The organism is Aquibium carbonis, assembly GCF_003970795.1.
Taxonomy (GTDB): Bacteria; Pseudomonadota; Alphaproteobacteria; order Rhizobiales; family Rhizobiaceae; genus Aquibium; species Aquibium carbonis.
This window is the reverse complement of the sequence record NZ_RWKW01000002.1, coordinates 163035-186891: the sequence shown is the minus strand read 5'-3', so window position 1 is coordinate 186891 and position 23857 is coordinate 163035. Positions and strand designations below refer to the sequence as shown.

Genomic DNA, 23857 nt, shown 5'->3' with positions numbered 1-23857 from the left:
GTCTTCAGGTCCAGTCGGAGAAGAAGTCCGGCCCGGCCTTCGCCCGGATGCGGGCGCCGGCATCGCGGCCGATCGCCTCGGCATCGCCCGCGTCGCCATCGGCGGCGATCTCGTGCGTCTCGCTGCCATCCGTCTTCAGGATCATGCCGGTAAAGCGGATGCGCCCGCCTTCGATCACCGCATTGGCGGCAATGGGCGTGCGGCAGGAGCCGTCGAGCGCGGCGAGAAAGGCGCGTTCGCAGATCAGGGCCAGGCCCGTGTCGCGGTGGTGGATCGGCGCGAGGAGCGCTTCGATGCGCTCGTCGCCCTGGCGGCATTCGATGCAGATGGCCCCCTGGCCCGGCGCCGGCAGGAAGTCGTCCTGCGGGAGAATCGAGGTGACGACATGCTCCAGCCCGAGCCGCCGCAGCCCGGCAAAGGCGAGCAATGTGGCGTCGACCGCGCCCTCGGCGAGCTTGCGAAGCCGTGTCTGCACGTTGCCGCGATACATGACGACGTCGATGTCGGGCCGGAGACGGCGGATCTGCGCCTGCCGACGGAGCGAGGACGAGCCGATGGTGGCGCCCTGCGGCAGGTCGGACAGGGTCTTGACGTCGCGGCCGATGAAGGCGTCGCGCACATCCTCGCGCTCGAGGAAGGTTGCGATGTGGAGGCCGGGCGGAAGGGTCGTCGGCATGTCCTTGGAGGAATGCACGGCGAGGTCGATGCGGCCGTCGAGCAACGCCTCCTCGATCTCCTTGGTGAAAAGGCCCTTGCCACCGGCTTCCGACAGCGGCCGGTCCTGGATGCGGTCGCCGCTGACGGAAATGACCTCGATGGCGAAGGCCGCCTCGGGCAGCGTGTGCGCCGCCATCAGGCGCGCGCGGGTCTCGTGCGCCTGCGCCAGCGCCAGCGCGCTGCCGCGTGTTCCGATCCTGATCGGTTGTGTTTGCATCCTCACCGGTCCGTGTTAACCCGTCCGCATCCGGAGGGCCTCCCTCCGCCCTACCTACCGGCGAAAGGTCATGCGGGCAATGATGCTCACCGCAAATGGCGAGATCAGAATGCTTGGCATCGAGACGAGCTGCGACGAGACGGCGGCCGCAGTCGTCGCCTGGCGGGAAGGCAGTCCGCCGCGCATTCTGTCCAACGTCGTCCTGTCGCAACTCGAGGAACATGCCGCCTTCGGCGGCGTGGTGCCCGAAATCGCCGCGCGGGCGCATGTCGAGGCGCTGGACGGGATCGTCGAGGCGGCGCTCGCGGAGGCCGACATCACCCTCGACGGCATCGACGCGGTGGCCGCGACCGCCGGACCCGGCCTGATCGGGGGGCTCCTGGTCGGGCTGATGACCGCAAAGGCCATCGCCGCCGCGACCGGCAAGCCGCTGATCCCGATCAACCATCTCGAAGGCCACGCGTTGTCGGCCCGGCTGATCGGCGACGTCGCGTTCCCCTACCTGATCCTGCTCGTATCGGGCGGCCACACGCAGATCCTGCTGGTCGAAGGGCCGGGACGCTACGAGCGCTGGGCCTCGACCATCGACGACGCCATCGGGGAAGCCTTCGACAAGACGGCCAAGCTGCTCGGTCTTCCCTATCCGGGCGGACCCAATGTCGAGCGGGTCGCCCGGAGCGGGGATCCCATGCGCTTCGATTTCCCGCATCCCCTGAAGGGCGAGGCGCGGCCGGACTTCTCCTTCTCCGGCCTGAAGACGGCGGTGCGGCAGGCGGCGACCGCCATCGCTCCCCTGTCTGATCAGGACGTGGCCGACATCGCCGCTTCGTTCCAGCGCGCGATCGTGGAAACGCTGGCCGATCGCGTGGCGCGCAGCCTGGAGCGGTTTCGCGCCGAGCGGCCGCAAGCGCCCGCGCCGACGCTGGTGGTGGCCGGCGGCGTCGCTGCCAACGGGCCGATCCGCGCGGCGCTGCTGTCATTGTGCGACAAGCACGGCTTCGCCTTTCTCGCGCCGCCGGCCGCACTGTGCACCGACAACGCCGCGATGATCGCCTGGGCCGGCATCGAGCGGCTTCACGCCGGCCTCGGCGCCGACGCGGCCGCGGACGCGATGGAATTGGCGCCGCGCTCGCGCTGGCCGCTCGACCTCAATGCCGCACCGCTCGTCGGCGCGGGCAAACGGGGGGCCAAGGCATGAGCACTGCACCGCGCATCGCCGTGCTTGGCGGCGGCGCCTGGGGCACGGCGCTCGCACAGACGCTGACCGTGGCCGGCAATCGCGTCCGCCTGTGGGCGCGCGACGTCGCGACCATCGATGCCATCAACCGCGATCATTCCAATCCCCGCTACCTGCCCGGCATGGCACTGCATCCGGATCTGACGGCGTTCGACGACCTGTCCGCCGCGCTCGACGGCGCGGAGTGCGTCCTGTCCGTGGTGCCGGCCCAGACCACGGCGGCGGTGCTGTCGCAGGTAAGACACGTCATCGCCTCCGGCGTTCCGATCGTGTTGTGCGCCAAGGGGATCGAGGCGGGAACCGGCCGTTTGATGTCGGACGTCGCCCAGGCAATCCTGCCGTCGAACCCGCCGGCCGCCCTGTCCGGGCCAAGTTTCGCGGCCGACGTCGCGGCGTCGCTGCCGACTGCCGTGACGGTGGCCGCGCTGGACACCGACACCGCCGCGCGGCTGGCCGTGTTCCTGTCGACGCCGACGCTGCGCTGCTACTCCAGCGACGATCTGGTCGGTGTCGAGGTGGGCGGCGCGTTGAAGAACGTGCTGGCGATCGCGGCAGGGGCCGTCGTCGGTGCCGGGCTGGGCGCCAGCGCGCAGGCCGCTCTGGTCACCCGCGGCTTCGTCGAACTGCGCCGGATCGCGGCCTCCTTCGGCGCCCGCCCGGAGACGCTGATGGGCTTGTCAGGCCTCGGCGACCTGATGCTGACCTGCGGCTCCGGCCAGTCGCGCAACTTCGCCTACGGGCGGACGATCGGACGTGGCGAACCGATCGACGGACTGCCGCTGGCCGAGGGTGTCGCAACCGCCGGTATCGCCCGCCGGATCGCGCAGGAGCGCGGCATCGACGCCCCGATCACCGAAAGCGTCGCGATGATCCTTGACCGGACGATCACGGTGCGCGAAGCCGTATCGAACCTCCTCGCGCGGCCGCTGAAAAGCGAGAGCTGACGCGGGCAGGTCTTCGAGAACGGGGGATTATCGACATGCTGTTCGCGGTCATCTGCAACGACAAGCCCGGAAGCCTGCAACTGCGCATGGACACACGGCCAGACCACCTCACCTTCCTTGAAAAGCTGAACGCCGACGGCGCGCTGGCCCTGGCTGGCCCGTTCCTCGACAGCGAAGGCAAGCCGAATGGCAGCCTGGTGGTCATCGATGCGCCCGATCAAAAGGCGGCGGAACTGTTTGCCGCGCAGGACCCCTATGCCAAGGCGGGTCTCTTCGCCTCCGTCGAGATCCGCCCCTGGAACTGGACCTTCAACAAGCCGGAGACCGCATGATGGCCTATTGGCTGTTCAAGTCGGAGCCCTTCAAGTGGTCGTGGGAGATGCAGAAGGCGAAGGGCGCGGCCGGGCAGGAGTGGGACGGCGTGCGCAATTATCAGGCGCGCAACAACATGCGGGCGATGCAGGTCGGCGACAGGGGGTTCTTCTATCACTCCAACGAGGGCAAGGAGATCGTCGGGATCGTGGAGGTCTGCGGGCTGGTGCACCCGGATTCGACGAGTGCCGATCCGCGCTGGGAATGCGTCGACGTCCGCGCCGTGGAGGACATGCCCAAGCCGGTGTCGCTGGAGGCGGTGAAAGCCAATCCCAAACTGGCCGAGATGGCGCTGGTCAAGTCGATGCGGCTGTCGGTCCAGCCGGTGCGCGACGAGGAATGGGACGAGGTCTGCCGCATGGGCGGGCTCCTCTGATCCGTCGCCCTTCATGAAAATCCTGACGCCCGATCGGGCGGACGGCTTCATTCGCGCCAACACGGCGCTGCGCGCGCCGCCGCACGTGCCGGAAATCCTGCTGCATCTCGCCGACGAAGCGCACGACCTGTGGCACCGGACGGAGGAGGAACTCCAGGAGATCGGCTTGCAGCCGCCGTTCTGGGCCTTCGCCTGGGCCGGTGGCCAGGGGCTTGCCCGCTATGTGCTCGACCATCCCGAAACGGTTGCCGGCAAGCGCGTCCTCGACTTCGCGACAGGTTCGGGCCTCGTCGCCATCGCGGCGGCGAAGTCCGGTGCGGCCGACGTGCTCGCCGCCGACATCGACCGGTTCTGCGCGGCGGCCGTCGCGCTCAATGCGTCGGTGAACGGGGTCGCGGTGGCTTTCACCGACGCCGACCTGACCGGCGACGACGGCGGCTGGGACGTGGTGCTGGCCGGCGACGTCTTCTACGACCGCGAGATGACGGATCGCCTGCTTCCGTGGTTCTCGACCCTCGTCGCGCGCGGCGCGACCGTCCTGGTCGGCGATCCCGGCCGCTCCTACCTGCCGCGCGACCGGCTGTCCTTCCTCGCCGAATACCAGGTGCCGGTGACGCGGGCGCTGGAGGATGCCGAGGTCAAGCGCACGACGGTGTGGCGCTACGGCTGACGCCGCCGGCGGGTCTATCTCATCACCTTCAGCACGGATCCGCGATGGAGCAGCGGCAGCAACCGCCGCATCGTCGCCGGCGAGACCGCGATACAGCCTTCGGTGGCCAGATAGCCCGGCTTGGCGATGTGAAGGAAGATGGCGCTGCCGCGGCCGCGGATCGCGGGACGCATGTTCCAGTCGAGAACCGCCACCACGTCGTAGAGCCGGTCGGCGCGCTGCATGGTTTCGCAACTGGCCGCATAGGGCAGGCGGACGGGACGGTTGTAATTGCGGTCGCCCGGCGCGTCGCACCAGCCGAGCCACGGTGCCGCCGGCAGGATCGCGAGCCGGGTGGGGGGCGGCCATCCGCGCTCGGGCCGACGATAGCCCCAAAGCAGTTTCATGGCGCCCAGCGGCGTGCCGCCGTCGCCCTCGCGCTTGAAGGCGGTGATGCCGCCGCGTCCGAGCGCGCAGGGAAAGACGGTGCCGGCGGCGGCGAGCAAACCGCGGGTTGCTTGCCCGGGTCGTGCGCGGACGACGATCGGCGCCTGCTCACGACCTATTTTGCGGGGAGGCATCTTGCGTTCACGTTTTTTCGGGTAGGATACCAATTGAAAACAAATCACGGTGAACGGCTTCCACAGTTTCGGCGCGTTTCCTAGAAGAATGGTCTTCGGACGGGCTGTCGACATGAAAAACTGGATTCCAAGATGACGTCACGCACAATCCTGATCGTCGATGACGACGACGACCTTCGCACCACGCTGGTGGAGCAACTCTCGCTCTACGAGGAATTCCGCGTGATGCAGGAGGCGAACGCGACCAAGGGCGTCGCGACGGCGCGAGCCGGCCTCATCGATCTCCTGATCATGGATGTCGGCCTGCCCGACATGGATGGGCGCGAGGCGGTGAAGCTGCTGCGCAAGGGCGGCTTCAAGTCGCCGATCATCATGCTGACGGGACAGGACACCGATTCCGACACCATTCTCGGTCTGGAAGCCGGCGCCAACGACTACGTGACGAAGCCCTTTCGCTTCGCGGTACTTCTCGCCCGCATCCGAGCGCAGTTGCGCCAGCACGAGCAGAGCGAGGACGCGACCTTCGTCGTCGGTCCCTATACCTTCAAGCCGAGCCAGAAACTGCTTCTCGACCAGCGCGGCGGCAAGGTGCGGCTGACCGAGAAGGAGGCCTCGATCATCAAGTATCTATACCGAGCCGGGCAGAAGGTGATCACGCGGGACGTTCTGCTGGAAGAGGTGTGGGGCTATAATTCGGGCGTGACGACGCATACGCTCGAAACGCACGTTTATCGTCTGAGGCAGAAGATCGAGCGCGATCCTTCCAATGCCGAAATTCTTGTGACAGAAAGCGGCGGATACAAGCTCGTTCCCTGAGTCGGCAAATCCATCTCGCCGGGCTGGGAGCCGGGTGGGGGGAAGCCCGGGACAGCTTCATGACGCTAGAAGACGATATCGGCATTCTGGCCGGCGTGGAGATTTTCGAGGATTTCACGCCCGAGCAGATGCGCTTGCTTGCCTTCGGCACGGAGCGTCTGAAATACACGATCGGCCGCGAGCTCTACCGCGAAGGCGACGTGGCCGACAGCGCCTATGTCGTGGTCTCGGGGATCGTCGCCCTGGTCCGCGACACCGGTGCAGGACGCGTCGTCGTCTCGCAGTGCGGCCGCGGCTCGGTGCTCGGCGAGCTGGCGCTGATCATCGAGACCAAGCGCCTCACGGGAGCGGTCGCCACCGGCGACGTCGAGGTCGTGAAGCTCAACCGCGCGCTCTTCCGGCGCATGCTGGAGGAGTATCCGCAGGCCGCGGCGATGCTGCATCGACGGTTGTCGCTGGGCCTCACCTCGATGATCGCCAAGATCGAGAGCATGGCTCCGAAGTTCCAGTAGACCGCGGGCTAATCCGTGACACGCTCTAAGCCAGGTCGAACCGGGCGATGACCGGCACGTGGTCGGACGGGCGCTCCCAGCCGCGCGCCGCCTTCAGCACCTCGATGCCGGACAGGCTCTCCACGAGGTTCGGCGACGACCACACATGATCGAGGCGGCGGCCCCGGTCGGCCGCTTCCCAGTCGCGGGCCCGGTAGCTCCACCAGGTGTAGATCTTCTCGGGCGGCGGCGTGTGGATGCGCATCAGGTCTGCCCAGCCGCCCTGCAGGCGCATCGATTCCAGGCCTTGCGTTTCCACTGGCGTGTGGCTGACCACCTTGAGGAGTTGCCGGTGCGACCAGACGTCGTCCTCCAGGGGGGCGATGTTGAGGTCGCCGACGAGGACCGCGGCATTCTCGCCATCGTGGAGGGCCGCCACGGTGCGCATTTCCTCGATGAAGTCGAGCTTGTGGCGGAATTTCGGGTTGATGGCCGGGTCGGGCTCGTCGCCGCCGGCCGGGACGTAGAAATTGTGCAGCAGCACCGACCTGCCGCCCGCCTCGAACCGGGTGGAGAGATGGCGGCAATCGTCATTGTCGCAGAAGCGCCGCTTCTCCACGATCTCGAGCGGCCGGCGGGAAATCGTCGCGACGCCGTGGTAGCCCTTCTGGCCGCTGATCGCGACGTGCTCGTAGCCGAGCTGGCGAAAGCCGTCGGCGGGAAAAAGGTCGTCCGGGCACTTGGTCTCCTGAAGGCACAGGACGTCGGGCTGATGTTCGCGCAGGAATTTTTCCACCAGCGGGAAGCGCAGGCGCACCGAGTTGATGTTCCAGGTGGCGATCGTCAGCGGCATGGCGTCTTCCGTGCGGGGGCGTGAACGGGAAAGGGCCGCCGCGCTGCCGCGGCGACCCTTCGAACCGTTCTCATTCCGGGACGCCGAAATCAAGCGTCGGTGCCCGCTATTCCCGACAAAGCGTGGGCGCCGTCGCGCAGGCTATTTGCCGCGATTGGCGCCCTGGCCCTGCGAGGCCTCGGTGATGCGGGCGTAGTCGATGGTGAAGACGCTGGGGTCGAAGGCAACCCCTTCCTGCACGTTGTAGATCATCACGGTGGTGTCCTTGCCCTTGGCGTCCGTGATGGTCCACTGCCGTAGCTCGTAGCTCTTGGGATCGAACATCATGGTGATGGTCGAATCGCCGAAGATCGACTTGTCCTGAAGCTGGATGGTGGTCAGGTCTTCGTCCTGGCGCACCGAGCGCACCTTGTTGCCCGACAGGTCGATGCGGGTGTCGAGCAGCAGCTTGAGCGGCGTCTTGGACAGCGGGTAGAGGTCCCAGGTGTTCAGCCTGCCATTGTTGATGACGACCGACTGGCCATCGGCGATGACCCGGAAGTCGGACGGCTCCTCGTAGTTGAAGCGAATCTTGCCGGGCCGCTCGATGAAGAACTTGCCTCCGGTCTGCTCGCCCTTCGGACCGAACTGGACGAACTCGCCGGTCATGGTGCGAACACCGGCGAAGTGATCGGCGATCCTCTGCGGGTCGGCGCCCTGCGCGCTGGCCTGCGTGGGCGGCAGGATCGTCAGCGCGGCAGCCGCGGCGATGGCGAAAGCAGCGGCGGCGCGTCGGACGCGGCCCGGACGCGGGGCGGTTGATGCGGTCATGTCTCCGAATCTCCTGTTCATGCCTCATCGCTAGGAAGCGACTGCGGCTATAGTTTGGCCCCGCGATCCCGACGGCCCGACTCAGAACGGATCGTCTTCCTCGGTCGGAACCAGAATCTCGCGCTTGCCGGCGTGGTTGGCCGGGCCGACGATGCCTTCCTGCTCCATCCGCTCGATGATGGAGGCGGCGCGATTGTAGCCGATGCCCAGCCGTCTCTGGATATAACTGGTGGACGCCTTGCCGTCGCGCAAGACCACGGAGACGGCCTGGTCGTAGGGATCGTCCGATTCGTCGAAGTTTCCGCCGCCGGAACCGCCCGAACCGCCGCCCTTGCCGGACGGCTCGTCGTCCTCGTCCTCGTCGTCTTCGGTGATGGCGTCGAGATATTCGGGAACGCCCTGCAGCTTGAGGTGTCCGACGACCTTCTCGACCTCGTCGTCGGAGACGAAGGGGCCGTGGACGCGCTGGATGCGGCCGCCGCCGGCCATGTAGAGCATGTCGCCCATTCCGAGCAGCTGTTCGGCGCCCATCTCGCCCAGGATGGTGCGGCTGTCGATCTTCGACGTCACCTGGAAGGAAATGCGGGTGGGGAAGTTGGCCTTGATGGTGCCGGTGATGACGTCGACCGAGGGACGCTGCGTGGCCATGATGACGTGGATGCCGGCGGCGCGCGCCATCTGTGCCAGGCGCTGCACTGCGCCTTCGATATCCTTGCCGGCCACCATCATCAGGTCGGCCATCTCGTCGATGATGACGACGATGTAGGGCAAGGGCTTCAGGTCGAGGCTTTCGGTCTCGTAGACCGCCTCGCCCGTATCACGGTCGAAGCCGGTCTGGACGGTGCGCGAGATCGCCTCGCCCTTCTTCTCGGCCTGGATGACGCGCTGGTTGAAGCCGTCGATGTTGCGCACGCCCACCTTCGACATCTTGCGATAGCGGTCCTCCATCTCGCGCACGGTCCATTTCAGCGCGACGACGGCCTTCTTGGGGTCGGTGACGACGGGGGTCAGGAGGTGCGGGATGCCGTCATAGACCGACAGTTCCAGCATCTTCGGGTCGATCATGATCAGCCGGCAATCCTCCGGCTTCATGCGATAGAGGATCGACAGGATGAAGGTGTTGATGGCGACCGACTTGCCCGAACCGGTGGTGCCGGCCACCAGAAGGTGCGGGAACTTGGCGATGTCGGCGATGACCGCCTCGCCGTTGATGGTCTTGCCGAGCGCCAGCGCCAGCTTGGCCTTCGACTGCTCGAAGTCGCGGCTGGCCAGCAGTTCGCGCAGGTAGACCGTCTCGCGCTTGGCGTTGGGCAGTTCGATGCCGATGGCGTTGCGGCCGGGCACCACGGCGACGCGGCAGGCAATGGCGCTCATCGAGCGGGCAATGTCGTCGGCAAGGCCGATCACCCGGCTCGACTTGATGCCGGGGGCGGGCTCCAGTTCGTAGAGCGTGACCACGGGGCCGGGGCGAACGTGGATGATCTCGCCCTTGACGCCGAAATCCTCCAGCACGCCCTCGAGAAGGCGGGCGTTCTGCTCCAGCGCATCCTTCGACAGGCTGGGATCGCGGACCACGTTCTTGGCTTCCGACAGGAAGTGCAGCGACGGCATCTCGAAAGTGTCGGTGCCGATGAAGCTCGTCTGCGCCTCGCGCTCCAGGCGGGCGCCGGGCAGAGGCCGCGGTGCGGGGGCCTCGACACGCGCCTGTCCGGGCGCGGAGCGGAAGTTGCGCACCGTGGTATCGCCGGCTGGCGCCGGCTGGCGCTGGGTCTGCGCCGCGACCCTCGGCTGCACCGGGGCCTGCACGGCCATGAACTCGTCCTCGTCGTCCTCGTCGGGGTCGAGTTCTCCCGTCGGCAGGTCGAAGTCGGGTTCGGATGCGAAGGCGGGTTCGACACGCGGTCGCCGCAGCGGCTCGCCTGCCGAAGGCGCCAGGCGTTCGTCCCGCGAAACGACGAAATCGAGCAGGGGGTCATCGTCCTCGGGGCCAACGGCGGCGCGGCGCGCGGGCAGCCTGGCTGCGCCCATCGCGCGCCGCACGAAGGCGCTCAGGAACAGCCACCAATGCACCACGGCGCCGATGACCGCGAAGCCGCGCTCTTCTTCCATGTCCTCATCGAGGTCGTCTTCGTCCACCGCCTCGTCGGCATCGAGGTCGAGCGCCTCGCGGCCGATCAGGCCGGTGGCGAACAGCATCAGCCAGGCGGCGGGGATCGCGGCGGCGACGGCGCAGGCCATGGCCAGCCAGCCGCCGGGATATCCATCGGAGAACAGGGCGGGGATCTTGAGGACCATGTCGCCCGCCACGCCGCCAAGGCCGGTCGGCAGCGGCCAGGTTTCGGGCGCGGCGATGCAGCCGGCCAGCGCCGCCGAAAGCACGGTCGCCCCGAACCAGGCTGCACCGCGGCGCGGCAGCCGGTCGAGCCCACGTGCGGCGACGAAGAACAGTCCCCAGGCGAAGGCCGGCAACAGGCCGGCGACCGATGCCAGGCCGAAGAACTGCATCGCGAGGTCCGACAGGACCGCGCCGGGATAGCCCATCGCGTTGGTCACCGCGTTCGACGTCGCGTGGCTGAAGCTCGGATCGGCGACGTTCCAGGTGGCGAGGCTCGCCACGGCAAAACCGCAGAAGCCCAGCAGCGCAAGGCCGATGGAGCGCATCAACTGTCGGCGCAGGAAGGTCTGGATGCCGTATCCGATGCCGGACAGGGCGAAGGCGGCGGACGGGCCTTGACGCATACAATCTATCCTCTGGTCGCGCATCGGCCCGGCCTCTGAAGCGGTTCCGATGCACGTCCAGACTAAGGGCAGGCGGTTAAAGCGCCATTAACCATGGCCCTCCCCGGCGGCCTTCGGCATCAAAAAAAGGGCCCGGCGAACCGGGCCCCAAGCTTGGGAGGATATCGAAGTCCGGACGGCTCAGAAGCGCGTGCCGGCCGCCGTGAACTCGGGATAGGCTTCGACGCCGATCTCGCTCTTGTCGAGGCCGAGCATTTCCTGCTCCTCGGTCGGGCGCAGGCCCATCACCGCCTTCAGGATCAGCCAGACGATGGCGCTGGTCACGGTGATGAAGATGCCGATCGCCGCGATGCCGATGATCTGGACGCTGAAGGAGGCATCGCTGTTCGACCACGGCACGATGAAGGTGCCCCAGATACCGGCCAGGAGGTGGACCGGAATGGCGCCGACCACGTCGTCGATCTTGAGCTTGTCGAGGAGCGGAACCGCGAAGACCACGATCACGCCGCCGATGCCGCCGATGATGACCGCCTGCAGGATGGACGGAGCAAGCGGCTCTGCCGTGATCGACACCAGGCCGGCCAGGGCGCCGTTCAGCGCGAAGGTGACGTCGACCTTGCCGTAGACGATCTGCGACAGGACGATGGCGACGACCACGCCCGCGGCGGCGGCGATGTTGGTGTTGACGAAGATGCGGCTCACGTCGGAGACGTCAGCGATCGTGCCCATGGCGAGCTGGGAAGCGCCGTTGAAGCCGAACCAGCCGAGCCACAGGATGAAGGTGCCGAGCGTGGCGAGCGGGATCGACGAACCCGGCATCGGATGGACGATGCCGCCCTTGCCGTACTTGCCGATGCGCGGGCCGAGGATCAGGGCGCCGGCGAGAGCCGCCCAGCCGCCGACCGAGTGGACGAGCGTCGAGCCGGCGAAATCGGAGAAGCCCATTTCGTCGAGCCAGCCCGTGCCCCATTCCCAGGAACCCGTGATCGGATAGAGGAAGCCGGTCAGGACGACCGTGAAGATCAGGAAGGGCCACAGCTTGATGCGCTCGGCAAGCGTGCCGGAGACGATCGAGGCGGTGGTGGCGCAGAACACCATCTGGAAGAACCAGTCGGACGCCGCCGAATAGCCGGTGTCGAGGGCGGCCGCTGCCTCGCCGTCGGCGCCGAGGCCGACCGTCTCGAGCACTTTCGGCGAGAACCATTCACCGAAATAGCCGCCGTCGACGCCCGAATACATCAGGTTGTAGCCGACGAGCCAGTACATGAGGCCGGCGATCGAATAGAGAGCGACGTTCTTCAGGCTCTGCATCGACACGTTCTTGGAACGGACGAGGCCGGCCTCCAGCATGGCGAAGCCGGCCGCCATCCACATGACCAGGAAACCGCCGATGAGGAAGAGCAGCGTGTTGAAGATGTAGGCCGTGTCGGCAATGGTGGCGAACTCCGGCGCCGCGGCCGCGGCCTCGGCCGCTTCGACAGCCGGGGCCGCCGTATCCTGCGCGAAGGCCGAAAGCGTTCCGATGGCCAGCAGGGCCATGCCGCCAAGGGCGGGCCGTGCCAGCTTGTTGAAGAGGGAAGGGCTGTTCATTTCTGTCTCCTTGAAATCGGAATGGCTCTCAAAGCGCATCGACGTCGGTCTCGCCGGTGCGGATGCGCACGGCCTGGTCGATCCCGTAGACGAAGATCTTGCCGTCGCCGATCTGGCCGGTCTTGGCGGCGCCGCTGATCGCGTCGACGGCCTTGTCGACCATGTCGGAACTCACCGCGAGTTCGATCTTGATCTTGGGCAGGAAGCTGACGGCATATTCGGCGCCGCGATAGATTTCCGTGTGCCCCTTCTGACGTCCGTAGCCTTTGACTTCGGTGACGGTCAGCCCCTGGATGCCCACGGCGGTGAGCGCCTCGCGCACCTCGTCGAGCTTGAAAGGCTTGATTATAGCCATCACGATCTTCATCAGGTTTCACCCTTCGATTGTGCGGGTTCCCGCGTTTACAGACACTCCCGTTCGCCTTGCCGACGTCCGGTGCGTGGTCATGCAGATTCAAGCTCCGTGCCAAGTCGCGCAAGGAGGCCTCAACCCGTTGGAATAAAGGGTGAATCACATGCCCGGACAGCATCGCTCTACCGCGCTGCACAATTCAGCGGGCTATAATCTGGGCAAAAATGAGAAATTGCCTATATTTTAGGCTTTTGAGCGCAGCCTGATCAGTCCTTCCTGCGCGACGGATGCAATCAGCAACCCCTTCCGATTGTAGAGAGAGCCGCGCGACAATCCCCGCGAGCCCGACGAGGAGGGGCTGTCCTGGGTGTAGAGCAGCCAGTCGTCGAGCGGATCGTCACGGTGGAACCACATGGCGTGGTCGAGGCTCGCCACCTGCAAGTCCGGGTCGAAGATCGCGCGGCCATGCGGAAACGTGGACGTGTCGAGCAGGGTCATGTCGGAAAGATAGGCCAGGATCGCGCTCTGGATCGGCCATTCGGCAGGCACGGGTCCGGTGGCGCGGATCCAGATGTTCTGGTGCGGCGGAAGCTTTTCGCGGCTGACATAATGCTCGATGGCGACCGGTTTGATCTCGAGCGGGCGGTCGCGAGCCCAGAAGCGCCGGATCACTTCCGGTACCCCGTCGACGGTCTCCAGCAATTCGCGCTGCGTCTTCAGATCCTCGGGCGGGGGCACGTCCAGCGGCATGGGGACCTGGTGGTCCAGGCCCTCCTCGACGAGCTGGAACGAGGCCTCCAGCGAAAAGATGGCATGGCCGTGCTGGATCGCGACGACGCGTCGCGTGTTGAAGGAGAGGCCGTCGCGGATGCGGTCGACCTCGTAGACGATCGGCACCTTGGTGTCGCCGGGGCGCATGAAGTAGCCGTGCAGCGAGTGGACGCGGCGGGCAGGGTCGACGGTGCGCTGCGCGGCGACGAGCGCCTGGCCGATGGTCTGGCCGCCGAAGACGCGCTGCCAGGCGGTCTGCGGGCTGCGACCACGAAACAGGTTGTGCTCCAGCCGCTCGAGGTCGAGTATGGACAGGAGTTCCTGCATGGCTGAAGACATCGTCTCTGGCTCCTTCCACCGACTGTCGGTCCTGCCGATGCGCCGGTTTCGACCAGTCTTGCAGGTGAAGTCAAGTTGCGGCGCGCCGCCGCGAGGAGTTGGACGATGACACAGGAAGCACCGGAGCGCACCGACATCGTGGTGGCGGGCGCGGGCTATGTGGGACTGGCCGCCGCCGTGGCGATCGCGCAGGCGCGGCCGGGTCTCCGGATCGTCATGGTGGATGCCGCGCCGGCCGGGGTGTGGGAGCGCGACGGGCGCGCGTCCGCGGTGGCGGCCGCTGCGCGGCGAATGCTGGAACAGCTCGGCTGCTGGGACGAGATCCTGCCGCACGCCCAGCCGATCACCGAGATGATCGTCACCGATTCGCGCACCTCCGACCCGGTTCGCCCCGTGTTCCTGACCTTCGACGGCGAAGTGGCCGACGGCGAGACCTTTGCCCACATGATCCCCAACAAGGCCATGAACGCGGCGTTGCGCCGCCGCGCGGGCGATCTCGGCATCGCGATCCGCGAGGGCGTCGCGGTCGAGGGCTTCGAGGTGGACGGCGCGTCGGTCGCGGTCAGGCTCGCGAACGGCGCGACGATGGCGGCGCGCCTGCTGGTGGCAGCCGACGGGGTCAGGTCGCGCCTGCGCGACATGGCCGGCATCAAGACCGTGCACTGGGACTACGGCCAGTCGGGGATCGTCTGCACGGTGGCGCACGAGCGCCCGCATGAAGGCCGGGCGGAGGAACACTTCCTGCCCGCCGGCCCCTTCGCGATCCTGCCGCTGAAACCCGGCGAGGACGGGACCAACCGCTCGTCGATCGTCTGGACCGAGCGCACCGCCGACGCCGACCGCCTCGTGGCCCAGGACGACATCGTCTTCGAGACCGAACTGGAGCTGCGCTTCGGCCTGAAGCTCGGCGACATCCGGGTCGACGGGCCGCGCAAGGCCTGGCCGCTGGGACTCACGCTGGCGCGCGAATTCGTCGCGCCGCGCTTCGCGCTGGCCGGTGACGCCGCGCACGGCATCCACCCGATCGCCGGCCAGGGGCTCAACCTCGGCTTCAAGGATGCGGCCGCGCTGGCACAGGTGGTGGTCGAGGCCGATCGCCTCGGTGAAGATATCGGCGCGGTCGACGTGCTGGATCGCTACGCAAGCTGGCGGCGTTTCGACACCGTGCAGATGGGCGTAACCACCGACGTGCTCAACCGCATGTTTTCGAACGATTTCGGCCCGCTGCGGACGATCCGCGACATCGGCCTCGGCATGGTCGACCGCATGCCAGCGCTGAAGGAGTTCTTCATTCGCCAGGCGGCGGGCCTGGCTGGCCCTGCACCCAACCTGCTGCGCGGCGAGCCGATCTGAGCCGACATCCCCTGGCGCGATGCGAAGGTCCCCGCCGGAGCGATCCGGCGGCAGGGCCGCGAACCGTCGTGCAGCGCACTCCGCACACAGGGTGCCGTTGCATCCGCATCCGCACTCTCCGGTGAACGGTTGCCGCCGCGGTGCGTTGAGGCCATGCTCCGCCTCGATGCGGTGAGCCACCCCAAGCAGGAGTTACCCATGGATCGTCATGCCACAGCCGTATGGACCGGAACGCTGAAGGAAGGAACCGGAAAGCTGGAGGCGCAAAGCGGCGCGCTGAAAGGCCTGCCCTATTCCTTCAAGTCCCGGTTCGAGGACGAAAGCGGACAGGCCGGAACCAACCCCGAGGAACTGATCGCCGCAGCGCATGCGGGCTGTTTCGCCATGCAATTCTCGCATTTCCTGGCCGAGAACGGCACGCCCGCCGAAAAGCTCGACGCCAAGGCGGTTGTGACCCTTGTCCCCGGTACGGGGATCACGAAGAGCGTGCTGCACGTCACCGGAACGGTGCCGGGCATCGATGAAGGCACGTTCCTGGCGCTGGCGGACAAAGCCAAGGCCGGGTGCCCGGTCTCCAAGGCGCTCGGCGCCATCGAGATCGCGCTCGACGCCAGGCTGGCCTGATTGGAAAACCAGCCGGCGCGACGACGCGTCGGTGGTCTGGCAGGCCGATGTCAGGCGATTGCCGGCATCGGCCGCTTCGGGATGCCGGGCGTTGCAGCGTGGCTCTTCAGGAAGTCCGCAAACGCCGCTGCCGGCATCGGTCTGGCCACCTGGAAGCCCTGCACCTGGGTGCAGCCCAGGTTGCGCACCCAGGCCAGTTCGCCCGCGCTCTCGACACCCTCGGCGGTGGTGATCATGTTCAGCGACCGCGCGATCCCGACGACGGCCGAAATGATGGCGTTCCGTTCCTTGATGGCCGCGCCGCCGGAAACGAACGAGCGGTCGATCTTCAGCTTCGACACCGGAAAGCGCGTGATGTAGCCGAGCGACGAATAGCCGGTGCCGAAATCGTCGAGCGCGATCCGGACACCCATCGCGTTCATGTCGCGCATGAACTCCTCGGCCTGGGTTCCATGTCGCACGAAGACCGCCTCGGTGATCTCGATTTCGAGCCGTTTGGCGGCAAGCCCGCTCTCCGCGAGGGCGGTGCGAACGATCTCGCTGGTCCCGTTTGTCACCAGCTGAGCGGGTGAAACGTTCACGGCCACGCTGACGTCTTCCGGCCAGGATGCGGCGTCCCTGCAGGCCTGCGACAGCACCCATGCGCCGATCCGGCCGATCTGGCCGGTCGATTCGGCGATGCCGATGAAGACGTCGGGCGACAGAAGGCCGCGCCTCGGATGCCGCCAGCGCAGCAAGGCTTCGGCGGCCACGGCACGCATCGTGCTGGCGTCGACGATCGGCTGGTAGTGCAGTTCCATCTGCCCCGCCTCGACGGCGAGCTTCAACTCTTCGGCGAGCCCGCGCTTCTCGTCGGCCGCCTTCTGCATGGCCTCCGAAAACAGCGCCACCGATCCACGCTGCTCGACCTTGGCGGCGTAAAGCGCGGTGTCGGCATTGCTCATCAGGCGATCGATGTCCTCGTCTGCCGATCTTGGAAGGGCCAGCCCCGCGGTTCCGCCGACGGATACGGTGCTGTCACCGATGGCGATGGGGGCCGAGATGGTGGTCACGATCTCCCCCAGCAACGAGATCATGGTGTCGGCGTCGCATTCGCATTCCAGCAGCACGCCGAACTCGTCGCCTCCCAGCCTGCCGATCGTGACGCCCTCCCGCGCGAAGTCATGCAGGCGCAAAGCGATCCTGGCCAGCAGTTCGTCGCCCGCGGCGTGACCGAGGGTGTCGTTGACCTGCTTGAAGCCATCGAGATCGAGGCTGGCGATCCCGATCGTGAGGCCGCCCTTGCGGCAACGCTCGATGGCGCGTTCGGCGCAATCGCGGAAATGGGTGCGGTTCGGCAGTCCGGTCAGCTGGTCGGTCGTCGCCATCCAGACGATGCGGTCCTTCGCCAGCTTGGCGTCGGTGACGTCGGATCCGACGCCGCGCCAGCCCGAGACCGCGCCGTTCGCGTCCAGCAGGGGGCCGGCCGTGATCGACCACCAGCGGGCGCCGAGGGGCCCTTCGGCTTCGACCAGCAGATCGCGAAACGCCTTGCCGGACGAAAGCGCGGCGAAGAGGCTCTTCTCCCCCGCAGGGGCGAGCAATTCGCCGAAGCGCCGGCCGGTAAGGTCGCCGGTGTGTTCCGTCACGACGTCGAGAAAGCGGGGCGAACAGGACACGATGCGCAGATGCGCGTCGAGTTCGAACAGCCAGTCAGACCCGTTCTCCTCGAATTCGTTGAGAAGCAGCTGGATGACCTCGCCATTGTGCTTCAGCGCCGTCTCCGCCTCGAAATGCTCCACGAACAGTTTTCCGGTCCCGAACACGGCATAGGTGACGGTAATGGCATAGGCGAGCAGCAGAACCGCAATCACGCCGGCATGGGAAACGTCTGTCCGCAGCAGTCCCACGAGGCTGCCCGTCACCAGGGCCAGGACATAGGCGGTGCCGGCAGACGGGATGGTGGCCAGCGCGAACGCGCCGCAGCAGATCATTCCGGTGACCAGCGTCCCGATGAGAATGTGGCCGCCCTGGTCGAGCTCCGGATACCAGATTGCGGGAAGAACCCCCCAGAGCCCGCCGAGCAATGCCGCCTGGTAGGTCGTTCGCCATAGGCCGCGCGACGAGACGGTGCGCCGCGGCGGCCGCTCGCGGTTCGCGTACCAGACCTGCGTGCCCCGGACAGCGAACGCACAAACGGCAAGGCCCCACAGGACCAGCGGAAATGGATCGTCGACGAGATGAAGGATGCCGACGACGACGCAAAGGGCGTTGACGACATTGGCGGCCATCATGATCGGTGTATAGCGGAGCATCGAACGCATCTGCGCCGCGCGAACGCTCGAAGCCTCGACCGACGTGTCGGAAGCCAGACCGCTGAGGCGATACCAGCGGCCGGCCGGCGTCCCTTCGAGGAGCGCCCGAAGCGAGGTCATTGCGGTTGTGAAAGGCTGACGAAGAGAGGCCACGGGATACCGGCGAGTTGTCGATCTCGCGCGATAAATAGAATGCGCAGGCATGCCAACCGGTTAACACGCTTCACGCAACGGAACGTTCGCGGCGTTTCGAGGCGCCAAGCTGCAAACAGGATTGACGAAGTTTAAACGGGGGCAGCCGTCGTGCGCGGCAAGAAAACAAAACGGAATCAGGTGGGCGAGCGGCGCTCGCCCGATCCCCTGGTCAGCGAGGCTCGGGGCGGCTCAATGGGCAGGAATGCCCTGGTACGCGGCATTGCCCCACAGGGTCTTGACCCGGTCCGTTCTGCCGCAGGCGGCCCGGTAGTAGCGATAGCGGATCGGATTCTTCTTGTAGTAGTCCTGGTGATATTCCTCCGCCGGCCAGAACGTTCCCGCCATCTCGACCGGCGTCACGACCGGCTTGCCGAGTTCGGCCTGGGCGATTGCCTTCGCCTTTTCCGCTGCCTGCTTCTGTTCGGCGTTCGCTGCGTAGACGGCGGTGGTGTAGGCGTGGCCGCGATCGCAGAACTGTCCGCCCGCGTCGGTCGGATCGACCGAGCGAAAGAAGATGTCGACGAGCTGCGCATACGAGACCTTCGAGGGGTCGAAATCGACCTTCAGGACCTCGCGGTGGCCTTCATGGTTCGGATAGGTGGGGTTCGCCAAGGTGCCGCCGGAATAGCCCGACGTGGTCGCGGTCACCCCCGGCACCTTGTCCATGTCGGATTCGATGCACCAGAAGCAACCGCCCGCGAAGATGGCGGACTGGGTCTGCTGCGCGGCGGCAGGGGTTGCGGAAGCGGCGAAGGCGGCAAGCGTGGCGGCGATCAGAATGCGCAGCATGGCGGAACTCTCCCTGTTTCGCAGAGAGGTAGCGCCGTCCCGCCCGGTTTCAAAATCAAGCGCCAACACGCTTGCGTGACATCATCCGGCGACGAGCGTGTCGTAGGCGTCGAGCGCCTCGGCGCCGTAGATCATCGATGGGCCGCCGCCCATGTAGACCGCGACGCCGATCGTCTCCAGCACCTCCTCGCGGGTAGCGCCGTACTTGATGGCGGCCTTGACGTGGAAGGCGAGACAGCCGTCGCAGCGCGCGGCGATGCCGATGGCCAGCGCGATCAGCTCCTTGGTCTTCGAATCCAGTGCGCCCGGCGCGATGGCAGCCTTGGCGAGCTGCGCGAAGCCGGCGGCGACGTCCGGAATGCCGCCGCGAACCGCGGTCATGCGGCGGTTGGTCTGGTCGATGAAGTCGTTCCAGTTCGTGGTCGCCATTGCGCGGCAAACTCCCTTTCCGTTGTCGGGAGGGGTCGTAGCCCGCAGCGCGCGCGGCCGGCTTGACGCGGATCAATCGGCGCGGAGTGGCATCGAAAAAGGATTCAGCCGTTCCCGGTCAGGCGCTCGACCAACGCCCGCAGGTCGGCGACCTCGGCTTCGAGCGCGGCGACGCGGGATTCGAGATCCGACGTTTCGGCCGTGGAAAAGGCGCGCGCCGGCGAAGCGGCACGCGGGGCAGCGGCGACGGGGCCGCAGAGCAGATGGGCGTAACGATCCTCGCGCTGGCCGGGGCCGCGCTCGACCAGTTGGACGAGCGGCGTCTTGCGACCGATCAGCAGGTCCAGATCGGCCAGCAGTTCCTCCAGATTCGCGTAGCGTGCCATGCGCTCGGCGCGCGCCATCAACTCATGGGCGGTCTGCGGACCGCGCAGCAACATCAGGCCGACGAGCGAGGTCTGGCCGCGCGTCAGCGAAAAGCGCTGCGAGAGAAGATGTTCGAAACGCTCGACGCGCGAGCCCGACACCTGCCGCACCAGCCCCTTGTCCATCAGCGACTTGAAGGAGCGGTGGATGTCGGCCGGTTCGAGGCTCATCACCGGCTCGCGCGCCGTCTTCTGGTTGGTCGCCGACTGCGTGGCGTTGAGCGACAGCGGGTAGATGTCGGGGGTGAGCTCCTTCTTCTCGATCAGCGAACCCAGCACGCGGGCTTCGATGGCGTTCAGGAGCAGGAGGTCGGAGGCGGGCGTGTCCATGGGTGATTCAGGTGCGTCCTTCGAGGCTCGCTACGCGCGCGCCCCAGGATGGGTCGCGTCGGAGCGAGCGCTCCTTTAACCCGATCTGCGCTTCCGAACGCAACAGATTCCGGCTTCTGAACGGCAGCATCGGCTCACGTCGATGGACGGGCGATGCCGACCGGAGACGGTCCTCATCCTGAGGCGCCCGGCGAAGCCGAGTCTCGAAGGACGCACGAACGTCGCAACTCACACGCTCCGTTCCACCATCATCTTCTTGATCTCGGCGATAGCCTTGGCCGGGTTCAGACCCTTCGGGCAGGTCTGGGCGCAGTTCATGATGGTGTGGCAGCGGTAGAGCCGGAACGGGTCTTCCAGATCGTTCAGGCGCTCGCCGGTCGCCTCGTCGCGGCTATCGATCAGCCAGCGATAGGCCTGAAGCAGCACGGCTGGGCCGAGGTAGCGGTCGCCGTTCCACCAGTAGGACGGGCACGAGGTCTGGCAGCAGAAGCACAGGATGCATTCGTAGAGGCCGTCGAGCTTCTGCCGGTCCTCATGGCTCTGCAGCCATTCCTTGGCCGGCTCGGGCGACACCGTCTTCAGGTAGGGCTGGATCGAGGTCAGCTGCGCATAGGGCACGGTCAGGTCGGGCACCAGATCCTTCACCACCGGCATGTGCGGCAGCGGATAGACCTTCACGGCCCCGCCGATCTCGTCGATGCCCTTGGTGCAGGCCAGCGTGTTGGCGCCGTCGATGTTCATGGCGCAGGAGCCGCAGATTCCCTCGCGGCAGGAGCGCCGGAAGGTCAGCGTCGGGTCTATCCTGTTCTTGATGTAGAGAAGCGCGTCGAGCACCATCGGCCCGCAATCGTCCATGTCGACGAAATAGGTGTCGAGGCGCGGGTTCTGGTCGTCATCGGGCGACCAGCGATAGATCTTGTACTCGCGCAGATTGGTCGCGCCTTGCGGCTTCGGCCAGGTCTTGCCCGGGTTGATCTTCGAGTTCTTGGGGAGCGTGAGTTCGACCATGGGATCTCATTCCTCGTTCGCGGTCATTCCAAGGGATCGGCGCCCAGTTTCATAACAGTGGCGCCGAAGCCGCTCGATGCAGCTTTCGCTGCGAATTTGTCGTCGTCAGTGATCAGTTTCGCGTCGCTGCGTTCGAGAGCCAGCGCCAGGAAAAGGCAATCGTAGATGGAATGATCCAGGCGGCGGCCCAATTCGAGGGCGGAAACCATGGTCGCGGTGGTGCAGCGCACCCATTCCAGCTGCCGCGAAACTTCCCTGATCGCCTCCAGGGCCTGATCGAAGGTCAGCTCGGAACGGCGTACTTTTCTCCAGAGAGCGTTGCCGATTTCCGCCAATCCCCATTCGGGCGCGATCAACTCGGCGTCGAGCAAGATGATGCGTTTTGCTATGTCGTTCCTTGGCTCGTTCGTGAACCACTTCACCGCCACTGAGCTGTCGACGATCAGGATCACCGGTCGCGATCTTCGCGGATGAGCAATGTGCTATCGGATTGCGGTACACCTGCCGGGGTCATGGCAGTTATCTCTCGCGCCCGTTCAAGGAACGCCATCCGCACCGCTCGTCGCTCGACGGCCTGTTTCAGCAGACGCTGGATTTCGGCCTCGAGGGTATGATCGTGCTCTCTGGCCATTTCCGACAAGGCCTCCAGCAGCGACGCATCCTCGAACCTGATCTTGACGTCTCCCATGATGGACCTCCGTTCGCCGTCCCAGTCCCCAACCTAGTACACCCGCTTCCGGGGCGCGATCTTGGCGATGTCGATGCCGCCCTGCGCCACCGGCAGCATGGTCTCGGTGTGGACGGGACGATACTTCAGCGTCACGTTGCCCGCCTCGTCGACCCATGACAGCGTGTGCTGGCGCCAGTTGGCGTCGTCGCGCTCGGAGAAGTCCTCGCGGGCATGAGCGCCGCGGCTCTCCTTGCGCGCCTCGGCGCCGTAGACCGTGGTGATGGCGCAGGCCATCAGGTTGTCGAGCTCCAGCGTCTCGACCAGATCCGAGTTCCAGATCATCGAGCGGTCGGTGACCTTGACGTCGGGCAGTTCGTTCCAGATCGCAGACATGCGCCGGCAGCCGTTTTCCAGCGATTCCTGGGTGCGGAACACGGCGGCGTCCTCCTGCATGGCGCGCTGCATCTTCTCGCGCAGCACGGCCGTGGGCGTGCCGCCGTCGGCATGGCGCAGGCGGTCGAATCGGTCCATGATCTTCTCGACCGCCGCCTCGTTGATGGCCGGGATCGCGGCGTTGCGGTCGACCACCTCGCCCGCGCGGATCGCCGCGGCGCGGCCGAAGACCACGAGGTCGATCAGCGAGTTGGAGCCGAGGCGGTTGGCGCCGTGGACGGAGGCGCAGCCGGCCTCGCCGACGGCCATCAGGCCGGGCTGGACGCGGTCCGGTTCGCCTTCGATGGGGTTCAGCACCTCGCCCCAATAGTTCGTCGGGATGCCGCCCATGTTGTAGTGCACGGTCGGCAGAACCGGAATCGGCTCCTTCGTCACGTCGACGCCGGCGAAGATCTTGGCCGATTCCGAGATGCCCGGCAGGCGCTCGTGCAGCACGGCCGGGTCGAGATGGTCGAGGTGAAGGAAGATGTGGTCCTTGGCCTTGCCGACGCCGCGGCCCTCGCGGATCTCCATGGTCATGCAGCGCGAAACGACGTCGCGCGAGGCAAGATCCTTGGCCGAGGGCGCGTAGCGCTCCATGAAGCGCTCGCCTTCGGAGTTGACGAGGTAGCCGCCTTCGCCGCGCGCGCCCTCGGTGATCAGGCAGCCAGCGCCATAGATGCCGGTTGGGTGAAACTGGACGAACTCCATGTCCTGCAGCGGCAGGCCCGCGCGCGCGATCATGCCGTTGCCGTCGCCGGTGCAGGTGTGGGCCGAGGTCGCCGAGAAATAGGCGCGGCCGTAGCCGCCGGTCGCCAGCACCACCATCTTGGCGGCGAAGCGGTGGATGGTGCCGTCATCGAGGTTCCACGCCACCACGCCGGTGCACACGCCGTCCGTCATGATCAGGTCGAGCGCGAAATACTCGATGAAGAACTGGGCGTTGTTCTTGATCGACTGGCCGTAGAGCGTGTGCAGGATGGCGTGGCCGGTCCGGTCGGCCGCCGCGCAGGTGCGTTGCACCGGAGGGCCGTCACCGAAGTTCTGCATGTGGCCGCCAAAGGGCCGCTGGTAGATCTTGCCCTCCTCGGTGCGCGAGAAGGGGACGCCGTAGTGCTCGAGTTCGTAGACGGCGGCCGGCGCCTCGCGGGCGAGATACTCCATCGCGTCCACGTCGCCCAGCCAGTCGGAGCCCTTGACGGTGTCGTAGAGGTGCCACTGCCAGTGGTCGGGACCCATGTTCTGCAGCGAGGCGGCGATGCCGCCCTGGGCCGCCACCGTGTGCGAGCGGGTCGGGAACACCTTGGTGATGCAGGCGGTCTTCAGGCCCTGCTCGGCCATGCCGAGCGTTGCGCGCAGCCCTGCGCCGCCGGCGCCCACGACCACGACGTCGAACTTGTGGTCGACGAAGGTGTAGGCCTTGCCGTTCGCGGATGTTGCCTTGGCCATGTGCG

25 protein-coding genes are annotated in these 23857 nt (G+C 66.6%); 9 read left to right on the top strand and 16 right to left on the bottom strand.

All coding sequences use genetic code 11. The features are described from left to right. Positions 1 to 4: 4 nt before the first annotated feature. Positions 5 to 934: a hydroxymethylbilane synthase gene (gene hemC, locus EJC49_RS01345; protein ID WP_126697643.1), complete on the bottom strand. Its 930-nt coding sequence runs from the start codon at positions 932 to 934 to the stop codon at positions 5 to 7. An 82-nt stretch (positions 935 to 1016) separates the two neighbouring features. On the opposite strand from hemC, the gene tsaD reads away from it, so the two are divergent. Genes tsaD through EJC49_RS01320 form a run of 5 tightly spaced genes read left to right on the top strand, consistent with a single transcriptional unit; the run spans position 1017 to position 4533 of the window. Continuing rightward, positions 1017 to 2132, top strand: a complete 1116-nt coding sequence (gene tsaD / locus EJC49_RS01340) for a tRNA (adenosine(37)-N6)-threonylcarbamoyltransferase complex transferase subunit TsaD (RefSeq protein WP_126697702.1) — start codon at positions 1017 to 1019, stop codon at positions 2130 to 2132. Beyond that, complete coding sequence (locus tag EJC49_RS01335) at positions 2129 to 3115, top strand: NAD(P)H-dependent glycerol-3-phosphate dehydrogenase (RefSeq protein WP_126697642.1); 987 nt, start codon at positions 2129 to 2131, stop codon at positions 3113 to 3115. The genes tsaD and EJC49_RS01335 overlap by 4 nt, the downstream gene beginning before the upstream one ends. A 35-nt stretch (positions 3116 to 3150) precedes the next feature. Continuing rightward, positions 3151 to 3447: a YciI-like protein gene (locus EJC49_RS01330; RefSeq protein WP_126697641.1), complete on the top strand. Its 297-nt coding sequence runs from the start codon at positions 3151 to 3153 to the stop codon at positions 3445 to 3447. Further along, on the top strand, positions 3447 to 3863 hold the full coding sequence (locus EJC49_RS01325; protein ID WP_126697701.1) for an EVE domain-containing protein: 417 nt from the start codon (positions 3447 to 3449) through the stop codon (positions 3861 to 3863). The genes EJC49_RS01330 and EJC49_RS01325 overlap by 1 nt, the downstream gene beginning before the upstream one ends. Positions 3864 to 3876: 13 nt before the next feature. Further along, on the top strand, positions 3877 to 4533 hold the full coding sequence (locus EJC49_RS01320; RefSeq protein WP_126697640.1) for a class I SAM-dependent methyltransferase: 657 nt from the start codon (positions 3877 to 3879) through the stop codon (positions 4531 to 4533). 14 nt (positions 4534 to 4547) lie between these two features. Here the strand turns inward: EJC49_RS01320 and EJC49_RS01315 are convergent, their stop codons facing one another. Continuing rightward, positions 4548 to 5093 (bottom strand): L,D-transpeptidase family protein, encoded by a 546-nt coding sequence (locus EJC49_RS01315; protein ID WP_170314563.1) that lies wholly within the window; start codon positions 5091 to 5093, stop codon positions 4548 to 4550. 132 nt (positions 5094 to 5225) lie between these two features. Between EJC49_RS01315 and EJC49_RS01310 the strand changes: the two genes are divergently transcribed. Beyond that, complete coding sequence (locus EJC49_RS01310; protein WP_126697638.1) at positions 5226 to 5909, top strand: response regulator transcription factor; 684 nt, start codon at positions 5226 to 5228, stop codon at positions 5907 to 5909. Positions 5910 to 5968: 59 nt separating this feature from the next. Continuing rightward, the gene (locus EJC49_RS01305; protein WP_126697637.1) at positions 5969 to 6421 is read left to right on the top strand and encodes a cyclic nucleotide-binding domain-containing protein; all 453 of its coding nucleotides are present in this window, start codon (positions 5969 to 5971) and stop codon (positions 6419 to 6421) included. 25 nt (positions 6422 to 6446) lie between these two features. Here EJC49_RS01305 and EJC49_RS01300 read toward each other — a convergent pair whose 3' ends face one another. From EJC49_RS01300 to EJC49_RS01275, 6 genes are all read right to left on the bottom strand, one after another. Then, positions 6447 to 7253, bottom strand: coding sequence for an exodeoxyribonuclease III (locus EJC49_RS01300; RefSeq protein ID WP_126697636.1), 807 nt, complete (start codon positions 7251 to 7253; stop codon positions 6447 to 6449). A 141-nt stretch (positions 7254 to 7394) separates the two neighbouring features. After that, positions 7395 to 8063: an outer membrane lipoprotein carrier protein LolA gene (locus EJC49_RS01295; RefSeq protein ID WP_126697635.1), complete on the bottom strand. Its 669-nt coding sequence runs from the start codon at positions 8061 to 8063 to the stop codon at positions 7395 to 7397. A gap of 81 nt (positions 8064 to 8144) precedes the next feature. After that, a complete protein-coding gene (locus EJC49_RS01290; RefSeq protein WP_126697634.1) occupies positions 8145 to 10802 on the bottom strand; it encodes a DNA translocase FtsK in 2658 nt (885 codons plus the stop codon). A 180-nt stretch (positions 10803 to 10982) separates the two neighbouring features. Beyond that, entirely contained in the window at positions 10983 to 12392 is a 1410-nt protein-coding gene (locus EJC49_RS01285) for an ammonium transporter family protein (protein ID WP_210211731.1), read from the bottom strand. A gap of 28 nt (positions 12393 to 12420) precedes the next feature. After that, positions 12421 to 12759 carry a P-II family nitrogen regulator gene (locus EJC49_RS01280; protein WP_126697632.1) on the bottom strand — a complete coding sequence of 113 codons (339 nt, stop codon included), beginning with the start codon at positions 12757 to 12759 and terminating at the stop codon, positions 12421 to 12423. Positions 12760 to 12987: 228 nt separating this feature from the next. Beyond that, positions 12988 to 13854 (bottom strand): acyl-CoA thioesterase, encoded by an 867-nt coding sequence (locus EJC49_RS01275; protein WP_126697631.1) that lies wholly within the window; start codon positions 13852 to 13854, stop codon positions 12988 to 12990. A 105-nt stretch (positions 13855 to 13959) separates the two neighbouring features. Here EJC49_RS01275 and EJC49_RS01270 point away from each other — a divergent pair, with 105 nt between their 5' ends. Together EJC49_RS01270 and EJC49_RS01265 are read left to right on the top strand one after the other, a co-directional pair. After that, positions 13960 to 15207, top strand: a complete 1248-nt coding sequence (locus tag EJC49_RS01270) for a ubiquinone biosynthesis hydroxylase (protein WP_126697630.1) — start codon at positions 13960 to 13962, stop codon at positions 15205 to 15207. A gap of 198 nt (positions 15208 to 15405) precedes the next feature. Next, positions 15406 to 15831, top strand: coding sequence for an OsmC family protein (locus EJC49_RS01265; RefSeq protein WP_126697629.1), 426 nt, complete (start codon positions 15406 to 15408; stop codon positions 15829 to 15831). A gap of 50 nt (positions 15832 to 15881) precedes the next feature. On the opposite strand, the gene EJC49_RS01260 is transcribed toward EJC49_RS01265, so the two are convergent. The 8 genes from EJC49_RS01260 to sdhA all read right to left on the bottom strand — a co-directional run bounded on the left by EJC49_RS01260 (position 15882) and on the right by sdhA (position 23852). Then, positions 15882 to 18125: a putative bifunctional diguanylate cyclase/phosphodiesterase gene (locus EJC49_RS01260; protein ID WP_170314561.1), complete on the bottom strand. Its 2244-nt coding sequence runs from the start codon at positions 18123 to 18125 to the stop codon at positions 15882 to 15884. Between the two features lie 384 nt (positions 18126 to 18509). Next, positions 18510 to 19109: a peptide-methionine (S)-S-oxide reductase MsrA gene (msrA, locus tag EJC49_RS01255; protein WP_126697627.1), complete on the bottom strand. Its 600-nt coding sequence runs from the start codon at positions 19107 to 19109 to the stop codon at positions 18510 to 18512. 81 nt (positions 19110 to 19190) lie between these two features. Next, the gene (locus EJC49_RS01250; protein WP_126697626.1) at positions 19191 to 19538 is read right to left on the bottom strand and encodes a carboxymuconolactone decarboxylase family protein; all 348 of its coding nucleotides are present in this window, start codon (positions 19536 to 19538) and stop codon (positions 19191 to 19193) included. A gap of 104 nt (positions 19539 to 19642) precedes the next feature. Next, entirely contained in the window at positions 19643 to 20293 is a 651-nt protein-coding gene (locus EJC49_RS01245) for a YceH family protein (protein ID WP_126697625.1), read from the bottom strand. A 228-nt stretch (positions 20294 to 20521) separates the two neighbouring features. Next, positions 20522 to 21301 carry a succinate dehydrogenase iron-sulfur subunit gene (locus EJC49_RS01240; protein ID WP_126697624.1) on the bottom strand — a complete coding sequence of 260 codons (780 nt, stop codon included), beginning with the start codon at positions 21299 to 21301 and terminating at the stop codon, positions 20522 to 20524. Positions 21302 to 21324: 23 nt separating this feature from the next. Continuing rightward, positions 21325 to 21753 (bottom strand): type II toxin-antitoxin system VapC family toxin, encoded by a 429-nt coding sequence (locus EJC49_RS01235; protein WP_170314560.1) that lies wholly within the window; start codon positions 21751 to 21753, stop codon positions 21325 to 21327. Then, positions 21750 to 21989, bottom strand: a complete 240-nt coding sequence (locus EJC49_RS01230; RefSeq protein ID WP_126697622.1) for a hypothetical protein — start codon at positions 21987 to 21989, stop codon at positions 21750 to 21752. Before EJC49_RS01230 ends, EJC49_RS01235 begins: the two co-directional genes overlap by 4 nt. A gap of 33 nt (positions 21990 to 22022) precedes the next feature. Beyond that, on the bottom strand, positions 22023 to 23852 hold the full coding sequence (sdhA, locus tag EJC49_RS01225) for a succinate dehydrogenase flavoprotein subunit (RefSeq protein ID WP_126697621.1): 1830 nt from the start codon (positions 23850 to 23852) through the stop codon (positions 22023 to 22025). Positions 23853 to 23857 lie beyond the last annotated feature (5 nt).

Bases quoted from the DNA above. Each gene is read 5' to 3' on its own strand.
- hemC (WP_126697643.1), bottom strand. From the start codon at position 934: ATGCAAACACAACCGATCAGGATCGGAACACGCGGCAGCGCGCTGGCG.
- tsaD (WP_126697702.1), top strand. From the start codon at position 1,017: ATGCTCACCGCAAATGGCGAGATCAGAATGCTTGGCATCGAGACGAGC.
- EJC49_RS01335 (WP_126697642.1), top strand. From the start codon at position 2,129: ATGAGCACTGCACCGCGCATCGCCGTGCTTGGCGGCGGCGCCTGGGGC.
- EJC49_RS01330 (WP_126697641.1), top strand. From the start codon at position 3,151: ATGCTGTTCGCGGTCATCTGCAACGACAAGCCCGGAAGCCTGCAACTG.
- EJC49_RS01325 (WP_126697701.1), top strand. From the start codon at position 3,447: ATGGCCTATTGGCTGTTCAAGTCGGAGCCCTTCAAGTGGTCGTGGGAG.
- EJC49_RS01320 (WP_126697640.1), top strand. From the start codon at position 3,877: ATGAAAATCCTGACGCCCGATCGGGCGGACGGCTTCATTCGCGCCAAC.
- EJC49_RS01315 (WP_170314563.1), bottom strand. From the start codon at position 5,093: ATGCCTCCCCGCAAAATAGGTCGTGAGCAGGCGCCGATCGTCGTCCGC.
- EJC49_RS01310 (WP_126697638.1), top strand. From the start codon at position 5,226: ATGACGTCACGCACAATCCTGATCGTCGATGACGACGACGACCTTCGC.
- EJC49_RS01305 (WP_126697637.1), top strand. From the start codon at position 5,969: ATGACGCTAGAAGACGATATCGGCATTCTGGCCGGCGTGGAGATTTTC.
- EJC49_RS01300 (WP_126697636.1), bottom strand. From the start codon at position 7,253: ATGCCGCTGACGATCGCCACCTGGAACATCAACTCGGTGCGCCTGCGC.
- EJC49_RS01295 (WP_126697635.1), bottom strand. From the start codon at position 8,063: ATGACCGCATCAACCGCCCCGCGTCCGGGCCGCGTCCGACGCGCCGCC.
- EJC49_RS01290 (WP_126697634.1), bottom strand. From the start codon at position 10,802: ATGCGTCAAGGCCCGTCCGCCGCCTTCGCCCTGTCCGGCATCGGATAC.
- EJC49_RS01285 (WP_210211731.1), bottom strand. From the start codon at position 12,392: ATGAACAGCCCTTCCCTCTTCAACAAGCTGGCACGGCCCGCCCTTGGC.
- EJC49_RS01280 (WP_126697632.1), bottom strand. From the start codon at position 12,759: ATGAAGATCGTGATGGCTATAATCAAGCCTTTCAAGCTCGACGAGGTG.
- EJC49_RS01275 (WP_126697631.1), bottom strand. From the start codon at position 13,854: ATGTCTTCAGCCATGCAGGAACTCCTGTCCATACTCGACCTCGAGCGG.
- EJC49_RS01270 (WP_126697630.1), top strand. From the start codon at position 13,960: ATGACACAGGAAGCACCGGAGCGCACCGACATCGTGGTGGCGGGCGCG.
- EJC49_RS01265 (WP_126697629.1), top strand. From the start codon at position 15,406: ATGGATCGTCATGCCACAGCCGTATGGACCGGAACGCTGAAGGAAGGA.
- EJC49_RS01260 (WP_170314561.1), bottom strand. From the start codon at position 18,125: ATGCTCCGCTATACACCGATCATGATGGCCGCCAATGTCGTCAACGCC.
- msrA (WP_126697627.1), bottom strand. From the start codon at position 19,109: ATGCTGCGCATTCTGATCGCCGCCACGCTTGCCGCCTTCGCCGCTTCC.
- EJC49_RS01250 (WP_126697626.1), bottom strand. From the start codon at position 19,538: ATGGCGACCACGAACTGGAACGACTTCATCGACCAGACCAACCGCCGC.
- EJC49_RS01245 (WP_126697625.1), bottom strand. From the start codon at position 20,293: ATGGACACGCCCGCCTCCGACCTCCTGCTCCTGAACGCCATCGAAGCC.
- EJC49_RS01240 (WP_126697624.1), bottom strand. From the start codon at position 21,301: ATGGTCGAACTCACGCTCCCCAAGAACTCGAAGATCAACCCGGGCAAG.
- EJC49_RS01230 (WP_126697622.1), bottom strand. From the start codon at position 21,989: ATGGGAGACGTCAAGATCAGGTTCGAGGATGCGTCGCTGCTGGAGGCC.
- sdhA (WP_126697621.1), bottom strand. From the start codon at position 23,852: ATGGCCAAGGCAACATCCGCGAACGGCAAGGCCTACACCTTCGTCGAC.